The 21,324-nt window shown below is 72.4% G+C and carries 24 protein-coding genes and 1 pseudogene; 11 read left to right on the top strand and 14 right to left on the bottom strand.

The window, feature by feature from the left end; all coding sequences use genetic code 11:
* Positions 1 to 8 precede the first annotated feature (8 nt).
* From H299_RS35385 to H299_RS0121245, 4 genes are all read left to right on the top strand, one after another.
* Positions 9 to 677, top strand: coding sequence for a TetR/AcrR family transcriptional regulator (locus H299_RS35385; RefSeq protein ID WP_051262686.1), 669 nt, complete (start codon positions 9 to 11; stop codon positions 675 to 677).
* Positions 678 to 852: 175 nt separating this feature from the next.
* A complete protein-coding gene (locus tag H299_RS0121255; protein WP_027750054.1) occupies positions 853 to 1,410 on the top strand; it encodes a hypothetical protein in 558 nt (185 codons plus the stop codon).
* A gap of 177 nt (positions 1,411 to 1,587) precedes the next feature.
* Entirely contained in the window at positions 1,588 to 2,877 is a 1,290-nt protein-coding gene (locus tag H299_RS35380) for a DUF6745 domain-containing protein (RefSeq protein WP_486587356.1), read from the top strand.
* Between the two features lie 95 nt (positions 2,878 to 2,972).
* Positions 2,973 to 3,476, top strand: a complete 504-nt coding sequence (locus H299_RS0121245) for a hypothetical protein (protein ID WP_199782478.1) — start codon at positions 2,973 to 2,975, stop codon at positions 3,474 to 3,476.
* A gap of 70 nt (positions 3,477 to 3,546) precedes the next feature.
* Here H299_RS0121245 and H299_RS0121240 read toward each other — a convergent pair whose 3' ends face one another.
* Entirely contained in the window at positions 3,547 to 4,050 is a 504-nt protein-coding gene (locus H299_RS0121240) for a YfbM family protein (protein ID WP_027750052.1), read from the bottom strand.
* Between the two features lie 203 nt (positions 4,051 to 4,253).
* Here H299_RS0121240 and H299_RS0121235 point away from each other — a divergent pair, with 203 nt between their 5' ends.
* On the top strand, positions 4,254 to 4,883 hold the full coding sequence (locus H299_RS0121235; protein WP_027750051.1) for a TIGR03086 family metal-binding protein: 630 nt from the start codon (positions 4,254 to 4,256) through the stop codon (positions 4,881 to 4,883).
* A gap of 19 nt (positions 4,884 to 4,902) precedes the next feature.
* Here the strand turns inward: H299_RS0121235 and H299_RS0121230 are convergent, their stop codons facing one another.
* Complete coding sequence (locus H299_RS0121230; RefSeq protein ID WP_027750050.1) at positions 4,903 to 5,796, bottom strand: hypothetical protein; 894 nt, start codon at positions 5,794 to 5,796, stop codon at positions 4,903 to 4,905.
* 63 nt (positions 5,797 to 5,859) lie between these two features.
* Here H299_RS0121230 and H299_RS35375 point away from each other — a divergent pair, with 63 nt between their 5' ends.
* On the top strand, positions 5,860 to 6,168 hold the full coding sequence (locus H299_RS35375; protein WP_486587355.1) for a GNAT family N-acetyltransferase: 309 nt from the start codon (positions 5,860 to 5,862) through the stop codon (positions 6,166 to 6,168).
* Here the strand turns inward: H299_RS35375 and H299_RS0121220 are convergent.
* Positions 6,149 to 6,874 (bottom strand): alpha/beta hydrolase, encoded by a 726-nt coding sequence (locus tag H299_RS0121220; RefSeq protein ID WP_027750049.1) that lies wholly within the window; start codon positions 6,872 to 6,874, stop codon positions 6,149 to 6,151. The two genes, H299_RS35375 and H299_RS0121220, sit on opposite strands and share 20 nt — an antisense overlap.
* A 79-nt stretch (positions 6,875 to 6,953) precedes the next feature.
* Entirely contained in the window at positions 6,954 to 7,841 is an 888-nt protein-coding gene (locus tag H299_RS0121215) for an imine reductase family protein (RefSeq protein WP_027750048.1), read from the bottom strand.
* 58 nt (positions 7,842 to 7,899) lie between these two features.
* Between H299_RS0121215 and H299_RS0121210 the strand changes: the two genes are divergently transcribed.
* Entirely contained in the window at positions 7,900 to 8,250 is a 351-nt protein-coding gene (locus tag H299_RS0121210) for a winged helix-turn-helix transcriptional regulator (RefSeq protein WP_027750047.1), read from the top strand.
* Positions 8,251 to 8,373: 123 nt separating this feature from the next.
* Here H299_RS0121210 and H299_RS0121205 read toward each other — a convergent pair whose 3' ends face one another.
* The 7 genes from H299_RS0121205 to H299_RS0121175 all read right to left on the bottom strand — a co-directional run bounded on the left by H299_RS0121205 (position 8,374) and on the right by H299_RS0121175 (position 14,437).
* Entirely contained in the window at positions 8,374 to 9,306 is a 933-nt protein-coding gene (locus H299_RS0121205) for an RNA polymerase sigma-70 factor (protein ID WP_027750046.1), read from the bottom strand.
* On the bottom strand, positions 9,303 to 10,235 hold the full coding sequence (locus H299_RS0121200; protein WP_027750045.1) for an NAD-dependent epimerase/dehydratase family protein: 933 nt from the start codon (positions 10,233 to 10,235) through the stop codon (positions 9,303 to 9,305). The genes H299_RS0121205 and H299_RS0121200 overlap by 4 nt, the downstream gene beginning before the upstream one ends.
* Before the next feature lie 163 nt (positions 10,236 to 10,398).
* A complete protein-coding gene (locus tag H299_RS0121195) occupies positions 10,399 to 10,992 on the bottom strand; it encodes a DinB family protein (RefSeq protein WP_027750044.1) in 594 nt (197 codons plus the stop codon).
* 64 nt (positions 10,993 to 11,056) lie between these two features.
* On the bottom strand, positions 11,057 to 11,281 hold the full coding sequence (locus H299_RS0121190; RefSeq protein WP_027750043.1) for a hypothetical protein: 225 nt from the start codon (positions 11,279 to 11,281) through the stop codon (positions 11,057 to 11,059).
* 168 nt (positions 11,282 to 11,449) lie between these two features.
* On the bottom strand, positions 11,450 to 12,298 hold the full coding sequence (locus tag H299_RS35370; RefSeq protein WP_486587360.1) for an NAD(P)H-binding protein: 849 nt from the start codon (positions 12,296 to 12,298) through the stop codon (positions 11,450 to 11,452).
* Positions 12,299 to 12,517: 219 nt separating this feature from the next.
* A complete protein-coding gene (locus H299_RS0121180; RefSeq protein ID WP_027750042.1) occupies positions 12,518 to 12,892 on the bottom strand; it encodes a hypothetical protein in 375 nt (124 codons plus the stop codon).
* A gap of 450 nt (positions 12,893 to 13,342) precedes the next feature.
* Complete coding sequence (locus tag H299_RS0121175) at positions 13,343 to 14,437, bottom strand: protein kinase family protein (protein ID WP_486587354.1); 1,095 nt, start codon at positions 14,435 to 14,437, stop codon at positions 13,343 to 13,345.
* A 151-nt stretch (positions 14,438 to 14,588) separates the two neighbouring features.
* On the opposite strand from H299_RS0121175, the pseudogene H299_RS35365 reads away from it, so the two are divergent.
* Positions 14,589 to 14,924: pseudogene (locus tag H299_RS35365) on the top strand (Rossmann-fold NAD(P)-binding domain-containing protein); the annotation flags it as partial.
* On the opposite strand, the gene H299_RS0121165 reads toward H299_RS35365, so the two are convergent.
* The gene (locus tag H299_RS0121165) at positions 14,888 to 15,796 is read right to left on the bottom strand and encodes an aminoglycoside phosphotransferase family protein (RefSeq protein WP_027750040.1); all 909 of its coding nucleotides are present in this window, start codon (positions 15,794 to 15,796) and stop codon (positions 14,888 to 14,890) included. The pseudogene H299_RS35365 and the gene H299_RS0121165 overlap by 37 nt on opposite strands.
* Positions 15,797 to 16,083: 287 nt before the next feature.
* Here H299_RS0121165 and H299_RS35360 point away from each other — a divergent pair, with 287 nt between their 5' ends.
* The 3 genes from H299_RS35360 to H299_RS0121150 all read left to right on the top strand — a co-directional run bounded on the left by H299_RS35360 (position 16,084) and on the right by H299_RS0121150 (position 17,789).
* Entirely contained in the window at positions 16,084 to 16,539 is a 456-nt protein-coding gene (locus tag H299_RS35360) for a helix-turn-helix domain-containing protein (RefSeq protein ID WP_078512914.1), read from the top strand.
* A gap of 64 nt (positions 16,540 to 16,603) precedes the next feature.
* Entirely contained in the window at positions 16,604 to 17,350 is a 747-nt protein-coding gene (locus H299_RS0121155) for a hypothetical protein (RefSeq protein WP_027750039.1), read from the top strand.
* Between the two features lie 103 nt (positions 17,351 to 17,453).
* On the top strand, positions 17,454 to 17,789 hold the full coding sequence (locus tag H299_RS0121150; RefSeq protein ID WP_027750038.1) for a DUF2516 family protein: 336 nt from the start codon (positions 17,454 to 17,456) through the stop codon (positions 17,787 to 17,789).
* Between the two features lie 51 nt (positions 17,790 to 17,840).
* Here the strand turns inward: H299_RS0121150 and H299_RS0121145 are convergent, their stop codons facing one another.
* Complete coding sequence (locus H299_RS0121145) at positions 17,841 to 19,115, bottom strand: fused response regulator/phosphatase (RefSeq protein ID WP_027750037.1); 1,275 nt, start codon at positions 19,113 to 19,115, stop codon at positions 17,841 to 17,843.
* A 678-nt stretch (positions 19,116 to 19,793) separates the two neighbouring features.
* Complete coding sequence (locus H299_RS0121135; protein WP_027750036.1) at positions 19,794 to 20,861, bottom strand: C40 family peptidase; 1,068 nt, start codon at positions 20,859 to 20,861, stop codon at positions 19,794 to 19,796.
* Positions 20,862 to 21,324: the final 463 nt, after the last annotated feature.

Raw genomic sequence — 21,324 nt, 5'->3', positions numbered from 1 at the left:
ATCTTGGCATGACGCCGCATTCCAGGTCAACGGAGATTCCGGCACCGCCTGCGGCCCCGGCCCCGGCCACCGCTCCGGCCCCCGCCACCGCCCGCAGGCCAGGGGGCCGCAGCGCCCGCATCCGCGCACAGGTGCTGGCGGCCGTGCGCGCGCAGCTCGTGGAGCGCGGGTACGACGAGCTGACCGTCGACACCGTCGCCGCCCGCGCGGGCGTGCACCGCACGACGGTCTACCGGCGCTGGCGCGACGTCGGCGGACTGCTCGCCGACGTCCTCGACGCCGCGGCCGACGACGGCTGGCAGCCCCCGGACACCGGCACCCTGGCAGAGGACCTGACCGCGCTGAACCACGAGATCCGCACGTTTCTCACCGACGGTCCGTCGCTCACCACCGCCCTGATCGCCGCCTCCTTCCGCTCCGCCGAGGCCGCCCGCGCCCTGACCCGTTTCTGGGAGGACCGCTACGCGCGCTGCGAGGCCGTCGTCAGCCGGGCCGTATCGCGCGGGGAGATCCCGGCGGGTACGGACGCGCGGCGGCTGCTGGTCGCCGCCACGGCACCGCTCTACCACCACCTCGTGCTGCTCCGTACGCCGGGCGACCCGGCACCGCTGGCCGGACAGGCGGCGCACGACGCGGCGGTGGCGGCAGCGGCGGGCGCGTTCGCCACGGCGCCCTGACGCGGATGCCCTGACGAGGGCGCCCTGACGGGGAAGAAGCCCTGGTGGCGCGGCCTGCCGTACACCGGGTGCGACCACGGGATGAACACCGGCGTACGGGAGTCAGACCGGCGGCGTACGCGGGCGCGACCGCTGGCTGACGACCGGTGCCCGCCGTCCCGGAACGCTGGTGACCATGAAGACGAACACCGCTCCGTCCCCCGTCTCTCCCCCCGGAACCCTCCACCCGGTGCCGAGATGGGCGGAGAGAACCGCCCACCTGATCCCGATCCTCCTGCTGCCCCAGTGCCTGTGGCGGCTGCCGTTCGCCCTCAACTTCGACATGGGCATGGAGGGCCCCGCACAGATGCCCGCCTGGTGGATCGGCGTGCCCTACATCCTGGCGCTCAGCCTGATCACCGAGGCCCTGGCACTCCTGTGTTTCGGCCTGGTCCGGCACTGGGGCGAGGTCGCCCCGGCGTGGCTGCCCATGATCGGCGGCAGGCCGATCCCGCCGTATGCGGCGCTCATCCCCGCGACCCTCGGCGGCCTTGGCGCCACCGCGTTCTGGGCGCCCCACTGGCTTGCCTGGGTGAACCTGGCCCCCGACGGCGTCGGTTTCGACAACGGCTGGTGGGAGGCGCTGGCGACGGTGTGCATCACGCCGGGGACGTTCTTCGGACCCCTGGTGCTGGCGCTCACCTACGCCTACTGGGTCCGCCGCTGCCGCCCCGCCGGCCGCCAGGAGCGCTGACCTGGCCGGAGGGCACGCGGCGGCGCCGTACCGGACACCCGGGACAGCGCCGCACGGCAAGCGCCCTGCCCCGCAACCTCCTTGCCTCCCAAGGACCTTGCGCATCCCGGCCGGGCCGTGCCACGATCCGTGCATGACCTATGGAAAGGCGGACACCGCCACCCTCCGGTGAGCCCGGTGATCCCTTCGCGCGTGCCGAGCGAGCCGCGCCCCCTCCACGACGACCCTCCCCGTACACCGGAAGCACGCGTCCGGCACGCCCGCGTCCTGCGCGACGAGTGGCTGGCGTACGGCCTCGCCGCCCGCCCCGCGGACCGGCCCGCGGCAGAGGCCGCCGTCACCGCCCTGTACGCCCTGGTCGGCGCCCCCGCGCCGGAGTTCCTCTGGGTGCCCTCCCCGGCCGCCGCACAGGCGGCCCGGCTGGAGAGACCACCCGGCGGCGGCCCGCGCGAGGACCAGCCCCCGCCGTTGCGGGCCTGGTCGGCACCGGCCAAGGGCGCCGACTGGCCCCTGGCCGCCCGGCTGGCCTCCCTCCAGTCGGACCTGCGCGTCCGCCTGAGCGCCCGCATCAGCTACCGCCACGCCACCTGGAACCCGTCCGCCGTCGGCCTCGGCCAGGCGCGCGTCCTGGAGCCCGAGGAGGCGCTCGCGGCCGGTGCCCAGTTGCACAGCGTGCTCAGGGCCGCGGTGCACGAACCGCTCAGCGCGACGCTGCTCGACGCGGTCTGCGCCCCGCTGCGTACGGGCCTGCTGGGCGCGTCCGCCCCCGGCACCGACCGGCCGCCGCCCGGCCGCACCTGGTACGGGCAGCACGAGGCCCACTGGATCGCCCACTACGACGTGCACTCCCGTACCGGCGCCACCACCTACCTGCCCGACGACGACCGCCAACTCGCCCTGTGGGCCTGCCTCGCCCGCTCGACCGGCTGGTGGTGGCCGGACGAACACCGCTGCGTGATGGCCGAGCGGCCGACCGAGGTGCACACCGAACCACTCGGCTCGGGGCCGCATGGCACGGTACGGCTGCATCACCCCAGCCGCCCCGCCGTCCGCTACGCCGACGGCACCGCGCTGCACGTCCTGCACGGGACTCCCGTACCGGACTGGGTGGTCGACGAGCCGACGGTGGCGCGCATCCACCGTGAGACCAACGTGGAAGTGCGCCGCTGCGCGATCGAGCACATCGGCTGGGACAGGTACGTCGAGGAGTCCGGGCTGCAACTCGTCGCCGACGCCGCCGATCCGGGCAACCCCGGCTCGGCGCTGCGGCTCTACCACCTGCCGCGCCAGGTCTGGGGAAGGCCCGCACGCGTCCTGCTCGTCGTCAACGGCTCGGTGGAGCCGGACGGGCGGCGCCGACGCTACGGGCTGAGCGTCCCCGCCGACCTCGACGACCCGGTCTCGGCCGCGGGCTGGTCGTACGGCCTCACCGGCAGCCAGTACGCCCGGCTCGCCCGCCGCACCTGAACCCGCGGGGGCGCGCCCCTGCGCCCGTACCGGCCAGACCCCTCACCTGCCAGACCCCTCGCTCGCCAGACCTTCACACACCAGAGGTGACCTCCATGAGCATGACCCTGCCCGCACCCGCTTCCGCGCCCCTTTCCGCGCCCGCCGACCTCACCCTCGCCCAACTCACCGCCCGTACCGGCCTCGACGTCCTCGGCCATCTGGAGCGCGAGGTGACGATCCCCGTCGTCGACGGGCTCCAGGCACAGGGCGACCTGATCGTCATCCCCTGCGCGCTCCTCGACCAGGTCAGCGAGGCGCCGCACGCGCACTGGCGGTACGTCCCCGCCGCGGGCGTCGAACTGCTGCGCAGCGCCGCGGGCGGCAACCCGCACACGCTGGCCGCCGACCCCCGCACCTGCCGGTGGACCACCGGTGTGTACGACCGCCAGGGGCTCGCCCTCGGCATGATCGACACCACCGCGGTCGCCTACCTCATCCACCCCGAACACGGCGGCACCGGCATCGCACCCGGCCGCTACGTCGTCCGGCGGCAGCGCGAGCGCACCAACACGGGGCCCGGCCGCCTCCGCAGCGACAGCCGCCTGATAGCCGACTGACCGGCGGCGCCGGGCCCCCGGGGACCCGGCGCCCTGCCCGGTTTGGACGCAGACCGCTGGGCCGTGCCGGTCAGTCGAGCCAGATGAGCATCGCTTCGCCGTCCCGCGCCGCCGCCGCGAAGAAGGGGGTCAGCGACTCGTAGTAGTCCCGTACGTAATCCAGGGACTCGCCGCGCTCCCAGATGATGCTCGGATAGACGTCCGCACGGAACAGCTCCTCCGGCCCGACGCCCTCCACCAGGCTGGCGCCGGAGACCTGGGCGAACGCCTCGGCGGCCACCTTCACCCGCTCCGGCGTCAGATAGCGGGGCGGCCCGTAGCCCCAGTCCTCGGCGCCGGGCAGCGCCTCCTCCCCGTGCACCACGTCGACGGGGAAGGCCACCCGGCGCAGCAGGAAGCCCAGGGCGTCCCACGCCTTGTCGGTGTCCAGCAGGCGCGCCTCGGACGGGTCCGGCTGCTCGTCCGGCTCCGCGTCGATCAGCTCGTCGACAAACGCCTGCGCCCACTCCGGATCGTCGATGGCCCGGTCCAGCTCGGCCGAGGTCACTCGCGCGTACTCTCCGATCATGCTCATGGGCGGGATGTTATGGGGGAGCACTGACATCGGCCCACTTTCCGCCGAACCGGCCGGAGGCGGAGACCTCGCTGCCGACGCTGCCCCGCACGGCACCCCGACGGCCGCCGATGAGTTTCGGCGGCCGGAACGGTCTGCCTTCATGAGGCTGAGGACCCGCGCGTACGCGGGTACCCGGGTACGCGACGAACGGAAGGCACACCATGAACGACCAGCCCGCTCCGACCGCCCCGCTCGACCTGGGACCCGCCGCCGGGCGGGTGGCCCGGCTGCTGGACGGGGTGACCGACGACCAGCTGGCCGCGCCGACGCCCTGTCCGGAGTACGCCGTACATGCCCTGCTCAGCCACCTGCTCGGCCTGAGCGTCGCCTTCCGCGACGCGGGCCGGAAGGCGCTCGGCCCGACCACGTCCACCGCGCCGGAGGGGGCGCCGCCCGCGCTGCCCGCCGACTGGCGGCTCCTGCTGCCGCGCCGGCTCGACGAGGTGGCCGACGCCTGGCGCGCACCGGCGGCCTGGGAGGGCACCACTCAGGCGGGCGGGGTCACCCTGCCGGGCGAGGTGGCGGGCCGCGTCGCGCTGAACGAGATCGTGCTGCACGGCTGGGACCTCGCGCGCGCCACGGAGCAGCCGTACGAGGCCGACGAGGCGAGCGTGCACGAGCTGATCGCCTTCCTGACCCCGCCGGACGACGCGTCGACGGACGAGCCGGCGCCGGACGACGCGCCGGACAGCATCTTCGGCCCGCCGGTCCCCGTCCCGGGCGACGCCCCGCCCCTCGACCGCCTCGTCGGCCTGTCCGGCCGCGACCCCCACTGGCCGCACCCTCACTGAGGGGTGCTCGCGGGTGCCCTCAGCTCACCTCGTCGAAGAGGGCGTCCACGCCGGAGACGTGGAAGGCAGCGTCCAGCCAGCGCCCCAGGGTGTCCAGGTCGCTGCACGAGGTGACCCGTTCCCGCGCCTCCGGAGCCACCGGAATCCCCCGGTTCTCCAGCACGCGCAGCACCATCTGCGCCCGCTCCTGTACCCGTCCCCGGGCCTCGCCCTCCTGGAACGTCTCCTCGATCACCGTGCCCCGACCGGGGAAGTAGGTGCGTGGGCTCATCAAGCTCCTCCAGATCTCTCTCGCCCTGGTTTCACCAAGGCCGATCTCCAGCAGTTCCGAGTAGTACGCGACGGATTCGGGGTCGGCCACTCCCAGCGCCTGAGCCAATGCCTCCAGTATGGCCGGAATCTCCCGGTCCCGGCCATGAGTCATGGCGGAAAAGGTCGCCAGTGCCAAGTCCTCCGCGGCTTCCCCGGGATCAGTGATCACCGGCACGTTCCCCGGGCCCAGAACCAGGGGCCACACGCACAGCGACGTCCAGCCCTCCGTCCCGAGCCGGAACGGTCCGGACGCCCACGCGGCGGTGGCCTCGTCCTGGCACACCACCAGCAGCAATGCCGGACAGTCGTACTTGGCCTTCAGATACGACAGGTAGTACGCCCAACTGCCCGCCTTCCCCGGATCGCGGCGCCCCTGGGCCTCGATGGCGAGAAGAAAGCTGTCGCTGCCGTCGCTGGGCTCGATCCGCAGCACGCTGTCCACCCGCCGCTCCAGCGGCCGGATCTCCGTGGTGTCCGCAGTGAGCACTTCGACGGCAGCCTTGGCCGGGAGCGGGACTCCCAGAAGCCGGAACACGGGCGCGAGCAGTTGGGGGCGGTCCTGAAAGATCCGGTGCGCTGCCTCGTGTCGCGATGTGACCATGCGGTCACGCTAGATCCAGAGCTGGGACGGATCGGGCCTGCTGCCGACGATTCGCCCATCCGGGTGAAGCGGAGCGGGGGCGGCAGCGGCAGTGCCGCGCGGGCGGAAATGCCGGTGTGGGCGCCCGGCGGCGACAACGAGTCGACGGCCACCGTGATCGCCCGAGTGCTCCCGCCCCATCGCGGTCAGGGCTTCGGCGGACACCTCTACGACCGGGGACTCGCCCAGGCGCGAAAGTGGGCCCCGACTCGGTCGAGACCGTCGTCCAATCCGGCCGGGCTGCGCTTCGCGCTGGGGCGCGGCTTCGTCGAGGTCGGGAGGCATCTGCTGCCGGGCGGCGCCGTGCCCTGGATCACGCTGCGACTCCCCTGAGCCGCGTCAGAATCCGCGCCAGTTCGCGCGGCTGGGAGAACATCGGCCAGTGGCCGGTGTCCATCTCCACCAGGTCCCAGCGCTCGCCGGGCAGCAGGGCGGCCACGGCGGCGGGCGGCTCGGCGCCGTCGAGCAGGCACTTGACGTACGTCGCCGGAAGCTCGCCGAGCGGGCCCGCCAGCACGGCGGGCTCCGTCAGCGCGGCGCCGGGGTGCGGGACGGCGCCGCCCACGAAATGCGCGATCTGCTCGTCGGTGAGCCCCTGGCCCTCGCAGTCGGCCGCGGTGGGCCGTGCCCAGAAGCCGCCGTTGCCCGCCAGTTCGGCCTCGAACGCCGCCTGGCCCGCCCACCAGGCGGAGGCGAACGACTCGCCGTCCGCCGGTACGATCGCGTCGACGAAGACCACGCGGGTCAGCCGGTCACCGATGCGCGCGGCGGCCTGACCGACCGGAATCCCCGAGTAGCTGTGCCCGACCAGGACGACATCGCGCAGATCGCGGCGCTCCACCTCCCCGACGATGTCCCGCACATGCGTCTGCTGGCCGACGGGCGGACCGGGCCGGCCGCCGGGCCCGCCCTGCCCGTCACCGAGCCCGGACAGCGTCAGCGGATGCGCGCCGTGCCCGGCCGCCCGCAGTTCCGGCACCACCTCGTCCCACGCCCACGCACCCAGCCACGCACCTGCCACCAGCACGAATTCGCTCATGCGGGCAACCTAGCCCGGAGGTCTGACAACGCCGCCCGCGTCGGTCCGGCCGCACCGCACGCAGCACGCCGCGCTCTCCTCAGCGGCGGCCCAGAAGTTCCGTGACACGGGTGAGGCCGTCGCCACCGTGGCCCAGGCCGATGGCCTGCCGGGCCAGGCCCTCGGCCGCCCGCATCACGCCCGCGTCGATGCCGTGCGCCTCGGAGGTGTGGATGATGTGCGCCATGGACGAGGCCGACGAGGTGATCGGGTTGACCTCGCCGGAGTGGATGCCGTCGTCCACGTCCGCCGCCAGCCCCTGGAAGACCGGCGGGAGGATGGCGCCGATGCCGGCGGCGAACGGCGCCAGCTCCCGCGCGGTCACCCCTTCGGCCCGCGCCACCGCCAGGGCGTGCGTGTAACCCGTCATCGCGGTCCAGAAGATGTCGAGCAGCGCGATGTCGTACGCCGCCGCCCGGCCGATCGCCTCGCCCAGGTGGGTATGCGTGCCGCCCAGCGCCTCCAGCACGGGGCGGTGCTCCTGGTAGAGCGCCTCGGGACCGCTGTGGATGAAGACCGCCTCAGGCGTGCCGATCGTCGTGGTCGGTGTCATGATCGCGCCGTCCAGGTACCGGATGCCCTGCTCGGCCGCCCAGGCGTCGGTGTCCCGTGCGCGGTCGGGGACGTCGGCGGTGAGGTTCACCACCGTGCGCCCCTTGAGCGCGGCGGCGACCTCGGCGCGCCGCAGCACGGCGTCCGACGCGTCGTAGTGCGTCACGCAGACGACGATCAGCTCGCTCGCGGCGACCGCTTCCTCGGCCGAGGGGGCGCTGACCGCACCCCGCGCGACCAGTTCCCCGTCCCGGCCGGGCGTCCGGTTCCAGACCGTGGTGCGCAGGCCCGCGTCGAGGAACGCACCCGCCAGGGCCCGACCCATGGGCCCCATCCCGAGCACGGTGACGGCAGACTGTTGAGTGTGCGAGGACATGGTTCAACTCCCGTAGAAATATGAGAAGCAAGCAACAAAGGGAAAAGAAGGTACGAAAATGACGCGCAGCCGCGCCCAGGACCCGAACGTGTGCGGAGTGACCGCCGCGATCGCCGTGATCGACGGCAAGTGGAAGACCGTGCTGCTCTGGCTCCTGGAGTCCGGTCCGCAGCGCCCCGGCGAGCTGCGGCGAAGACTGCCGGACCTCAGCGAGAAGGTGCTGACCCAGGCGCTCCGCGAGATGGAGGCCGACGAGCTGGTCCACCGCGAGGTGCACGAGGGGCTTCCGCTGAAGACCGTCTACTCCCTGACCGCCTTCGGCCAGGATCTCGCCGACGCCCTGACGCCCCTCTCCGACTGGGGCCACCGCCGCCTGGAGAAGCTGGCCGAGGCCCCGGCAGCGAACTGACACCGCACGTCCTCACCCCGCCTCCCTCCGGTACGGCGGCCTCCCGGCCGCACCACCAGCCTGGCCGCCACGGCGTCCGCAGCCAAGTACCCACAAAAAAGTGGCTACGGGCCGGGGCGACGGTCACCCCCCGGCGGGCCGGCGCGCCTCGTACGCCTCGCGGAGGACCGCCCAGGCGTCCGCCACCGGGCCCATGTGCCCGAGCTTGTCGGGGTTGATCACGGTGCGGATCGTCTGGATGCGCCCGTCGAGTACGTCGAGCGTCCAGGCGTTGAGCACCCGGCCGTCCCGGTCGCGGAAGAGCGCGCCCGGCTGGCCGTTCACCTCGCGCGGCTCCACGCTCCCCCCGATCCGGGCGAACCACGGAAGGGTCGCGGTGAGCATCCGGATCACCTTCTCGCCACCGAAGACGCCCCTGCCCCACTGCGGCGCCTTGCCCCCGGCGTCCCCGACCAACTGCACGTCGGCGGCGAGCAGTTCCCGCAGTCCCTCGACGTCGCCCTCGCGGAGCGCGTCGAAGAAGCGCGCCGCCAACTCCTCCCGCTCCTCCCGGTCCGCCTCGAAGCGGGGACGCCCCTCGTCCATGTGGCGGCGCGCCCGCACGGCGAGTTGGCGGCACGCCGCCTCCGAGCGCCCCACGGCCGCCGCGACCTCCGGGAAGCCGAACCCGAACACCTCCCGCAGCACGAAGACCGCGCGCTCCAGCGGGGTCAGCCGCTCCAGCAGGAGCAGCGCCGCCATCGACAGCGAGTCGGCCAGCTCCGCCGAGCGCTCGGGGTCCTGGTACGGATCGGTGAGCAGCGGCTCGGGCAGCCACTGCCCCACGTACGTCTCCCGCCGGTGCCGGGCCGAGCGCAGCACGTCGATCGAGATGCGGGTGACCACGGCCGAGAGGAAGGACTTGGTCGACCTGCGGGGCGTCGGGGACAGCTCGTACCGCAGCCAGGTCTCCTGCACCGCGTCCTCGGCCTCGCTCACACTGCCCAGAATCCGGTAGGCGATGGAGAACAGCAGCGGTCGCAGCTCTTCGAACTCGTCGGCCGGGGTCGCGGTCATGCCAGCTCTTCCTTGAAGCCCTGCCGCCACGAGGGGTAGCGCAGCTCCCAGCCCAGCTCCCGCTTGGCCTTGGCGTTGGAGAAGGCGCGCCCCTCGGTCATCATCACCACCGGCACCTCCCCCGCCAGCGGCCGGGCCAGCCACGCGGGCAGCCGCAACGGCGGCTTGGCGCCCGCGCACTGGGCCAGATAGGGCAGCCACTGGTTCACCGGGGCGGGCTCGTCGTCGACGATGTTGAACACGCCCTTCGCCCGCTGCTCCAGCGCCAGGACGGTGGCGCCGGCCGCGTCGTCCAGATGGACCCACGAGGTGTGCCCGGAGCCGCCGCCGACGACCGGGAGCTGTCGTTTGCGCACCATCGCGGCCTGGTCCTCCATGGCGCCCGGCCCGTAGAGCCAGCCGTACCGCAGGGCCGCGCCGCCGGCCCGGAGCACCACGTCCTCGAGGTGGCTGATCGCGGCCATCCCGGGGGCGGCGGGCGACCCCGCGTGGGCGTCCAGCGCGTCCGCCTCAGACTTGACCCAACCACCCTCGCGGATGCCGTTCCAGCTGGCGTAGCTCTGCGCGACGAAGTGGGGCACGCCGGTCGCCTCGGCGGCGGCCAGCAGGTGGTCCGTACCCTCGGTGCGCAGCCGGATGGTGGTGGCGAACCAGCGGTCCATGTGCTTCATGTCGGGCTTGCCCGCGTGGGCCACGGAGATCGCGGTCATCTGGTGCGCGATCGCCTCCGGCGCCGCCTTGGCCACCGCCTCGCCGACCGAGGCCGCGTCCAGCCCGTCCATCACGACCGCCTCGGCGCCCAGCTCCTCCAGCAGGCCGAGCCTGGCCGCGCTCGTCGTCGTCGCCGTCACCTGGTGCCCCCGCGCCACCAGCTGCGGCACCAGCCGCCGCCCCAGAACCCCGGTCCCGCCTGCCACGAACACCCGCATGACCTTCACCTTCCCGCTGCCCGTCACTGTGCCGTCGCGGTCTCTGCCGCTGTCTACGGACCCTGGGACGAGACAGCCCGGTCGCCTGTGACATCGGCGGCGCGGAATCCTCCCGCGCGCCGTCCACCGCCCGGGAGGGGCAAAGCAGAGAGCGGGGCGAGGCTCAGGCGTCCCGGGCGGCCTCCCGTGCCACGTCCTCCAGGTGGCTCCGGTAGCCCTTCCACCACGTCTGGTCGTCCGTCGGCAGGCTGGTGTTGCCCTCGTTCATCCCCACCGCACCGTCCAGGAGTTCCCGCAGGATGTCGGCGTGCCCGGCGTGCCGGTGGGTGTCGGCGATCACCCGCACCACGGCGTGGTGCAGCGTCACCTCGTTCCGCTCGACCGGCCACCACGGCACGGTGCCGACGGTGTCCAGCGCCAGCGCGTCGATCGTCGCGTCCGCGTGCGCCCAGGCCCGGCGGTAGAGCCCCACGATGTCCTCGCGTGTCTCCTGGGCGGTGGCCCACATCTCGTCGTTGGCCTCCGCGCCGTCCTCGAACCAGGGCAGCGCCTCGCCGGACGGGCGCCCGAAGGTGTCCCCGAGGTAGCCCAGTTCCACGCTGGCCACGTGCTTGACCAGGCCCAGCAGATTGGTGCCGGTCGGCGTCAGCGGGCGGCGTACGTCGTACTCGGAGAGCCCGTCGAGCTTCCACAGCAGGGCGTCCCGGGCGGACTGGAGGTAGAAGTGCAGATCGGCTCTGGCGTCGGTGGCGTTCATCGCCTCAGTCTGCCCCGGTACGATCTTCGCCCGCCACCCGCCACCCGCCACCCGAGAAGGCCGGTCACACCTCGTCGGCGGCGAACAGTTCGAGGTGCCCGCACTTGGGGCAGCGGAAGGCCTCGATCTGCCGCCGGAGCCGGCCCCGCCGCTTGGCACCCCCGAATGCCCCCCGCTCCAACGCGCCCTCGATCCAGCGCGCGTACCCGCGTGAGTGCTCGCCCGCGTCCTCGATGAACCCCTCCGACAGACCGACGTTCCCGCAGTGGGTGCACACGTAATCGTCCATCCGGCGAGTGTAGGAACCCCCCACCACGGCTGGAACGTCAGGATTGGCGCCGCCGCCCCCGCAGTTGCGTCAGCTCGGGCAGCACGTCGTCGGCCCACTCGCTCGCCTGCTCGGCGTGGAGGCGCCGGGGCAGCCCGACGCGGGCGGCGAAGCCCGTGCCCGGCTCCCTCAGCGGTGTGCTGACAGGACGCCGTGGAGGGCGAGGGGGTCGCGGCCGGTCAGCCGGGTGTAGTCGCTGCTGACTCGATCCCAGCGCTGCTCGCGCACCGAGGCGAACATGGACGAGAAGGCGTAGAGCCACCAGGGGTCCATGCCGTCCGCCGCCGTCTCCGCGCAGTACGTGTCCGCCGGGATGTCCACGTAGGCGACGGGCGTCTCCCACGCCTTTGCCGTGATCGCGGCGACGCCTGCCAGGTCCACCGCTTCCGGTCCCGTGATGTCATGGTGACGGCCGGTCGGCCCGCCCAGCGCGAGGGCGGCGAGGGCGCGGGCCACGTCGTCGCGCGCCACCAGGGAGATCCGGCCATCCGCCGCCGGGAGCCTCAGCAGCCCGGTCGCGCGCGCCCGGGTGAGCCAGCCCTGGAAGAACTCCATGTACAGCGAAGCCCTCGCGAACGAGCACGGGATTCCGGAGTCCGCAAACAGCTCCTCGGTGAGCCGGTTGACCACGGCGTAGCAGAACGGGGACGCCGTGTCGGCGTCCACGCTGCTCAGCGCCGCGACATGGCCGACGCGCTCGGCCGACGCGGCGGCGGCGACGTTCCGGTGGTGCAGCAGCACCTGCACTTCGGGCCCGTCGCTGGAGACCAGGACCAGCGTGTCCACGCCCCGCAGCGCCGCACGCAGAGCGGGCGGATCGGCGTAGTCGGCGACGGCGACCCGCACCTGCGGCGGGAACGCCTCGGCGGGCTGCGTCCGCCTGGTCATCGCCACGACGTCCACGTCGGCCCGGTCCGCGAGCAGCCGCACCACCCGCCCGCCGAGGCTGCCCGCCGCTCCCGTCACCGCGATGCGCATCGTCACCCCTGTCGCCTTGTCGCCGCTCTCACCACTGTAGCCAGCCAGGTGCGGCAGAGGCGTAGAGGCGCCGAAGCGCTCAGCGGGCTAGGACACCGGGGCGCTTGGGTGAGCCTTGGGTAGCGCAAACAAGGGCGCCCGCTGCCCTTGGAGCTGGCTGCGGGCGCTTCTTGCGACTCCAGGCCCCCTGTCCGTTCTCCGGCAGGGGCACCCCGTGGGTCAGGCGGTGACGGTGAACTCGCCGAGCTTCTTCATGCTTGAGCCCTTGACGGAGTACACCCAGAATTCGATCTTCTTCCCTTCCTTCACGGCGTAGTTGCAGGTCTTGCTGCTCTTGCCCCAGGTGCCGCAATGCGGCGTCAGGTACTCGTTCGTGCCCACGAACTGGCCCATCGTGTATATGTACCGGCCGTCGTTCTTGGTGTCCTTGACGGTGAGGATCTCGCCCTTGGCGGACCACGAGATCTTGGCCCCGGGGTAGGTGAACGTTGCCGCCTGAGCCGAGCCGGCAGAGACGCCCACGAAGGCCAGCGCCAGAGCGCCGGCAGCCAGGGGCATGGTCAGGTGCTTCTTCAGCTTCTTCAGCTTCTTCAACGCGTCTTCCTTTGCGATCGGGAACATCCCGGTGCTTAGGTTCTCACAAGCCACTCGCGACACCATGGCCGGGGGACTCGGCGGATACCGTGCTTGCCTGACAGCGGGCAGCGCCGCCTGACCTGCGTAAATCGCCTACGGAGGCGAGCTGACCAGCGCACCGGCCAACCGACCGGTCCCGGGGCGCAGCACGCGACCGTCCACGCCCTGTTCAAGACAGGGCATCACCGCCGCCCGGCCCAGCGGCAGCTCGAAATGACCTGCCGTACCGTCAAACAGTCCGCCGACACCAGGAGACGGGAGGATCTGTTCAACGGGCAGTGGCAGAACCGACCCTCCGTCCTCGACGACCGCTGGGGTGAGGGCCGCACCAACGCCTGGCGATCGACCGGAGAACCTCACGTGGAGCCCGTGGACATGCCTGACACCTCAGGACAAGCGGGGCATTGCTCAGCTGCGGCGTGACCTGTCTCTGCGGAGGGCCTGGCGGAGCGCCTCCAACGGGTACGGGGTCTCCCTGTCCTCGTCCTGGATCTTGACGTAGAAGTCCGTCATCACCGCAGCGAGCGGTGCATGGCGGGAGAGAATCGCCCTGGCCTTCTGCGGTCCGTCCGGCGGGTCCTCTCCTTCCGCGCATGCACGGATCAGCGCTTCGCGCTCCCTCCGCCCGTATCCGTAGAGCTTCGTGATCAGCCTGTTCACCAGCCAGCTGCGCGTGTAGCAGCGGTCGTAGGTCCGGTGCAGTTCGAAGAAGCTGCTCTCGGACGGTGACAGAGCGAATCGCGACGAGAGGGCGAGGCCGTAGTCGGCGAAGTAGAGGCGTCGGCCGTCGACCAGGATGTTCTGAAAATGGGCGTCGAAGTGCAGAAGCCCGCGAGCGTTCATGAAGGACGTGCCGGTCTCCAACTCGCCCTCCACCAAGGAACAAGCCCGGTCGGCGGGCTCTTCGCCAGCCTGTATCTGCTCGGTGAGCCACTCGTCCAGCGTCTGAGGGATGTACTCCAGGAACAGCGCGAGGCTCGCAGAGGACTGCTGAAGCGCCTCGATACGACGGCGCACCTCCGGGCTGCCTCCCCAATAGGCCACAACCCGGTCCACATCCGCGAGTTCCTCGGGAAGCACGGCCGTGTCCGGCAGTACGCGCCAGTGGTACATCATCGGGAACCCTGGGTACTCCCCTCCGAGCACCCAGTTCGTCGTCATGGTGTGAACGGCCAGCTCCCGCCATGCCCCGAAGCCAGGCCCCCCACCGACGCCGTACTGGCAGAAGGCGGGAATCCCGAACAGATTGGCTGTGGATCGTGCGTGCTCCGGCAGCCGCTCCCTGTCCGTGAGCGGCACCCGCTTCACGAAGACCGGCTTCCCCTCAACCTTCAGCAGCGCAGACCGTCCGCCGATACCGGAGCCAAGCGGTATGGCGGCGTCAACCAGCTCGCCCAGCCGACGATCACTTTGCAGGGCGAGGGACGTGGAGACTGCGCTGTAGGCGGCCAATCGGGTGCTTTCCGGCATATCTGGATGCACGGCCACTACCTGCATGGCCATGCCGACCTCGTTTCACCGTGAACGCGACTGCCCCGGACGCTGCCTGCGCACAGTACGCGAAGGCTGACGGGCGGGCAGGGGAGTGTCTTCGCCGCGCGATGCCCGTAGGCGTCCCGTCCCGTTCGACATTCTCGCCCCGCGCCTCGGTGACCAGGCCCTGCCCGATCTCTTCGGACAGTGGGCGGTACTGCGGCCCTCGTGGTTCATGCAGAACTTCACCGGCACGCACACGCACGCTCGCAGCATCCGGGACGAGGGCATCATCTCGACCGCCACTGCGAGCGGTCGGGTCGGCTTCGTCGACGCCGAGGACATCGCGGCCGTCGCCGTGCGCGCTCTCACCGACGAGCAAGCCCCCAACACCGGTCTCGTCCTCACCGGACCCGAGGCACTCAGCCACGACGACATCGCCGCGGTCATCACCGAGGTCACTCCTGGGGTCGGGCTGGTTCACCGCACGCTCGCAGCCTCCAGGATCGCGCGGAGACGCGAGAGGCATTCGTTGACGAAGGCGGGATAGGTGGCCCAGTAATACGACACTCCGCTGACGCCGACCGCGATGGCCCACGCCCGGGCACGCAGCCAGGTCTCGTTGTCGAGACCCATGGCGTCCCAGTACGCCTGTCGGGCCCCGGGTGGAAGGTCCCACAGAGGCGAGTGCTCGGCGTCGGGGAAGCCGACTGAGAGGGCTCCGAAGTCGATGACCGCGTGCAGCCTTCCCTGCTGTACCAGGAGGTTGCTGGGCTTGAGGTCTCCGTGGAGCCACACCTGGTGGCCGGATGGCTCGGGCAAGGCGAGCGCACCCTGCCACAGGTGTCGCAGGTGCTCGATGTCGAGGTCGAGGCCCTCGATCATTCGGCAGTTGTCGAAGCACTCGCTGATCCACCGGTCACAAGCCTGCAGGCCACCTCCGCGGTACCAACTGAGCTCGCCCTGACGAGTGGCTCCCATGAGGGGGGTGGAGTGCAGGCTCTGCACGATCGCCGCCAGGTCGGCCCCGAAGGCGGGCCAATCGGTGACCGACCCCGGACCGGCTTCATCGCCGTCGATCCAGCGGTACACCGACCAGGCGAGCGGAAACGCGGAACTCGGGGTGCCGACGTGCACTGGCTCCGGGATGCAACAGGGAACCTGTGGCGCCAGCCGCGGCAGCCATGTCTGCTCTTTACGTACGGCCTTCGCGTTGTCCGGGGTGCGCGGCAACCGCATGAGCAGTTGGTCGCCGAGCCGGTACATCCTGTTGTCGGTGCCCTCGCCGGCCGGTGAGATGGGAAGGGCGGACCACTCCGGTTTCTGCTCCCGCAGCAGCGACCGGACGACCGCCTCATCCACACGGATCTCGTTCTCATGAAGTGTCACGCTGAGAGCCTTCTGCCCGGGCCTCGCCGCCGCCAGTGATTTTCGAGGCGGTCGCCGCTCAGAGCATGATCCGCCATGTCATGTGAGACCGAGTGAGAATCCGCCAGCATCAGCGCGTCAGGGCACCCGTCACGGCTCACCGCTCGAAGACCACGGACGGCTGGTGACAGAAACCCCTGCGAAGTGACAGTTATCGCTGCGAGTCGCAGTGCTCCGTCACAGTGGGGAGGGACACATTTGCAAGCGGGTGCTTGCAAAAGTTAGCAGCGGTTGGGCACAGTGGGGGCATGGCTTCCCTGAACGTCGGTGATCTCGGCGAGTTCCTGCGGGAGCAGCGGCGCCACGCGCAGCTGTCCCTGCGTCAGCTCGCGGATGCCGCAGGGGTGTCCAACCCGTATCTGAGCCAGATCGAGCGCGGGCTGCGCAAGCCGAGCGCGGAGATCCTCCAGCAGTTGGCCAAGGCGCTGCGGATCTCGGCGGAGACGCTGTACGTGCAGGCCGGGATTCTCGACGAGCCCGCCCGCGACCGGGACGGCCTCGGGGTGACCGCCGCGGTGCTCGCCGACCCCTCGATCAGCGCGCAGCAGAAGCAGGCGCTGCTCCAGATCTACGAGTCCTTCCGCAAGGAGCACGGCCAGCAGGCGGCGCCGCCGCCGAAGCGGCCGAGGCAGGCCCCGCGCGCGAAGGACCCGAAGCACCGAGCCGGGCCGGCCGGGCCGGAGGACACCGCAGGTCAGGCGTAGCCGCAGTACGGACAGTCGCACAGGGACGCACCACGTCACCGCAAGGCCCCGGAGGGGATTCGTCATGCCCATCGCCGATGACATCCGCAAGACACTCACCGACCCGAAGCCGCTCTACTTCGCCGCCGGCGTGCTCGACAAGATCCGCGAGGAGGCCCCCGAGCGCCTGGCCGCCGTACGGGAGACCGATCCCCGCGAGGTCCAGGCCAAGGTCACCGCCCAGGCCAAGGAGACCCAGGCCAAGGTCTCCGAGGTGCTCGGCAACGTGGACACGGACGTGAAGAGGCTGCGTGAGCAGGCGCAGGGGCTCGCGTTGCAGGGTCTGGGGGCGGCCGTCGAGTACGCGGTCAAGGCGCGCGAGTCGTACGACGAACTGGCCGAGAGGGGCCGGGGCGCGGTGCGGCAGTGGCGCGGTGAGGAAGAGGCCGAGGTGCCCGAGGTCACGGTCGAGCGGGCGCCGATCCGGGTGGCCGAGCCCCCGGCCGAACCGCGGTCCGCTGCCGGTGCGGCGCCGGCGGCGGCCCGGAAGGCCGCGCCCAGCAGCGCGCCCAAGGCCGCATCCACGAGCACGGACACGGGCACGAACGCGGGCACGTCCACGGGCGCACCCACGAGCGCACCCACGAGCGCGGACAAGCCCGCGCCGAAGGCGGCGAAGGCCAAGCCCGCCACCGCGGCCGGGGCCGAGAGCGGGGCGGGTACGAAGGACGAGCCGGTGGGCGAGGCGAAGGCCAAGCCCGCCGCGCGGAAGCCGACGGCCCGCAAGAGCCCTGCCGCGCCGGGGAAGTCGGCCCCCGCCTCGGACAGCTGAACCGAACGGGCCGGGCACAGAACGCGTGTCCGGCCCGTTGTACGGGTAGCGTGGCCGCAAGGGGCCGCAGACGGCGATCGCAGCGAGCGAGGGTGTGAGCACCATGTTGATGCAGGGCTTCGGGACGCTGGTGTGGATCATCGGTCTCGTGATGCTCGGGATGGCGGTGTTCGCCTTCATCGACGCGGCCATGCGCAGGCCCGACGCCTACCCGGCGGCCAACAAGCAGACCAAGCCGTTCTGGCTGATCCTCCTGGGCATCACGGTGCTGGTCAACGCGCTGCTGCCGATGCTGTTCCTCCAGATCATCGGCCTCATCGCGACGATCGTCTACATCGTGGACGCGCGCCCCGCGCTCAAGGAGGTCATGGGCGGCCCGCGCCGCCGGGGCGGCAGCAGCAGCGACGGGCCGTACGGGCCGTACAACGGCGGTCGCTGAACGGTCCGGCCGCCCGTCGGCGGGGGGTTCAGTCCCGCTCCCGGCGGGGGTTCAGTCCCGGTCCAGCAGCAGTACGGCCACGTCGTCCGTCAGCTCCCCGCCGTTGAGCCCCCGGACCTCCGCCATCGTCGCGTCGAGCAGCCGCTCGCCGCGGAGCCCCTCCCGCAGCCGCCGGGCGACGATGTCGACCATGCCCTCCTGGCCCAGTCGCCGCCGCCCCTGGCCGATGCGGCCCTCGATCAGCCCGTCGGTGTACATCATCAGTGACCAGGAGCGGCCCAGCTCCACCTGCCGGCGCGGCCAGCGGGCGTTGGGCAGCAGCCCCAGCGCCGGGCCGCTCTCGTCGTACGGCAGCAGGCGCGGCCCCCCGCCCGCTCCGCCCGCGAACAGCGGCGAGGGGTGTCCGGCGAGGCAGACGCCCGCGCGCCGCCCGTCCACGGCGATGTCGACGGTGCACAGGGTCGCGAAGATCTCGTCGCTGGCGCGCTCGTGTTCGAGCACCTTCTGGAGGGTGCCGAGCAGCTCGTCCCCGCACAGTCCCGCGAAGGTCAGCGCGCGCCAGGCGATGCGCAGCGAGACGCCGAGGGCGGCCTCGTCGGGGCCGTGCCCGCACACGTCGCCGATCATCGCGTGCACGGTGCCGTCGCTCGTACGGACGGTGTCGTAGAAGTCGCCGCCGAGCAGCGCACGGGAGCGCCCGGGGCGGTAGCGGGCGGCGAACTTCAGCGTGCTCCCGTGCAGCAGCGGGGTCGGCAGCAGCCCGCGCTCCAGGCGGGCGTTCTCCTGGGCGCGCAGCCGCGACTCGGTCAGCTGGCGCTGGGCGAGGTCGGCGCGCTTGCGCTCCACCGCGTAGCGGATGGCGCGGCCGAGCAGGCGGCCGTCCAGCTCGTCGCGGAAGAGGTAGTCCTGCGCGCCGACGCGTACGGCCGCCGACGCGCGCTCCGCGTCCGCGCCGTCGGTCAGGGCGAGCACCGCGTGCCGGGGGGCGAGCCGCAGGACGTGGCGCAGGGTGTCCAGCTCGTCCTCGCCGCCCGGCCCGCGGGCGGTGTCGGCCGGGGGCAGGGCCAGGTCGAGGAGGATGCAGTGCACGTCGTCGGTGAGCAGCCGGGCCGCCTCGGTGAGGTTGCGGGCGGTGCGGGTGCGGATGGGTTCGGCGGGAGCGCCGAGCAGGGCGGGCACGCTGACGGCGCCTGTCGGGTCGTCCTCGATCACCAACAGGGTCAGTCCCGCACCTTCGTGCTCCTCCCCGGTGGGTTCGCCCTGGTGCGGGATCGTCGCGAGCAGCGACGAGGCCGCCGTGTCCTCCCGTGGCACAGGTGCCGGCATGGCTAGGTTCCTCTTCCCTCCCCCCGAGGGGGCGGCGCACTGGTCGTGTGGCACCGCAGGCCGACCTTAGCGCTCCGCCGTACCCCGGCGGAATGCCTGTCGGCAACATGCCTATGGCATATGCCACGCACCTTGGGCACCATTCCGTTCCCCCCTGTGAAGGCCCGGGGAAGGGGGCAATCGGCGGGCGGGGATCTCGGCGGCCGTAGCGGGGGCGAGGGCCACTCCTCCCCGCAGCGGACGGGCCGAGCCCTCGGCGCGCCCTGCCGCGCCCGGGCGCACGCCCCCCGGCCGGCACGCTGCGCACACGCGCGTCGGCCCTGGTGCCGCCGCCGCCGAGGCCCGTACGAGGCGCGGCGGGCGGAGGGCGCCACGCGGGCCGCCGACCCCCGCACGACGCCCTCCGCCGACCCCGTCCGGAGGAGGCGGAGGCCACCACCGCAGTGCCCGGCGGCCGTTCGCGTCCGCAAGCCGCCCTGCGGAGCGGCGGAGGAACCTGTCGGACAGATCACCGCCGCACGGCCGCACAGGCAGTACGACGGACCGGGCCGCCGGGGGCGCGGCGGCCACTCCGCGCAACCGTGGAGGGCACGAACAGCGCCGCACCGACGGCACCTCACCCGGCAGCGCCGCCCCGGAACGCACCCGGCACGCACCGCCCCGGCGGCAAGCCCTCCGCTACGGGCGGACCACACCCAGGACCGGCATCGTGCCCGCCCCCTCCACCGAGACCGAGCGCCCGGTACGCGGCGCGTGCACCATCATCCCGTCGCCCAGGTACATCCCCACGTGGCTGGCGTCCTTCTGGTAGATGATCAGATCCCCGGGCCGCATCTTCTCCACCGACACCCGCCGCAGTTCCTTCCACTGCCCCTGCGAGGTGCGCGGCAGCGACTTGCCCGCCGCCTCCCACGCCCGCATCGTCAGGCCCGAGCAGTCGAAGGTCTTCGGCCCGTCGGCGCCCCACTGGTACGCCTTGCCCACCTGCGCCTTGGCGAACGTGATCGCACGCTCGCCCGTCTCGCTCGCCTCGGCCCCGGACTCCCCGGGCGCGGTGTCCGCGACCCACTTCGCCTGCCGGGCGCGGGCCGCCTGCGCCTCCAGCTCCTTCAGTCGCGCGCGCTCGTTCTTCTTGAGCCTCGACCGCAGCCTCTCGGCCCTCTCCAGTCTGCTCTCTATGTCCTTCTTCGCGGCGGCCTTCGCCTTCCGGCTGCCCTCCAGCCGCTTGTACTCGCGGGAGGCCGCCTTCGTGTCACCTGTCAGCCGCTTCTCGGTGGACCGGAGCGAGCCCATGAAGGTGCTGGTGGCCTGCTGGCCCTCGCGCACGAGCCCCGCGTCGCGCAGGAACTGGGCCGGGTCCTCCGCCAGCAGCAGCCGGGCCGCGTCCGTCATGCCGCCGCTCTGGTACTGGGAGCGGGCCATGGCGCCCGCGCGGTCGCGGAGGGCGGCCAACTCGGCCCGGGTGGTGCTGGTGCGGCGGTTCAACGACGCGAGCCGCTTGCGCTGGGCGGCGGCCTTCTCCTCGGCGGCGTTGTACGCGTCCGTCGCCGATCCGGCCTGGCTGTGCAGCGCGTCGATCTCCAGCCGGACCTGCTCCAGGCTCTGCTTGCCGTACCCCGCGCCGCCCGGCCTGGGCGCGGGCTCCGGCGGGGCGGCGTACGCGCTGCCCGCCCCCGGTGCTGCCAGCACCCCCAGCACACAGGCCACGGCCAGGGTCAGCCCGGCCGCGCGCCTCCTTCGCGTCATGGACCTCGCATGCCTCCGCGCCACGGTCGCGCCCCCTCTCGACTCCGCCCGATCCCCGCCAGCCCCGCCGAACCCCTGTCGGCCCGCTGATCCCCCCGCCGGTCCGTGTCACTCGTGCCACCCTCGCGGATCGTGCCACGCGGGTGGGGCAAAGCCAACAGGGCATCACGCGCTCCAGGCGCCCCGGCCGCCCCGCACGATCCCGGCGGACCGGGCATGCGGACGGGTGCCGCAGGCGGGTGACGGAGACGGCCGAAGGTGGCTCGCGGTGGCCTGCCGTACCCGCAGCGTGGCCAGGTCTCGGCCAGGTCACGACGGCTACCGCACTGACCGCCGAGGTTCACTTCGCGTTCACTCTTGGCCATGGGCCGCTTCACCTGATCTGCCTAATTTCGGCCTTACAACGAGCGCGCCGCGCCGAAGGGCAAGGTTCGCGCGAAGGAGCTGAAATCAGCTCCGAAGA

This window comes from Streptomyces sp. CNH287, assembly GCF_000424825.1.
Note: the sequence above shows the minus strand (reverse complement) of the source record. Positions and strands in the feature narration are given on the sequence as shown.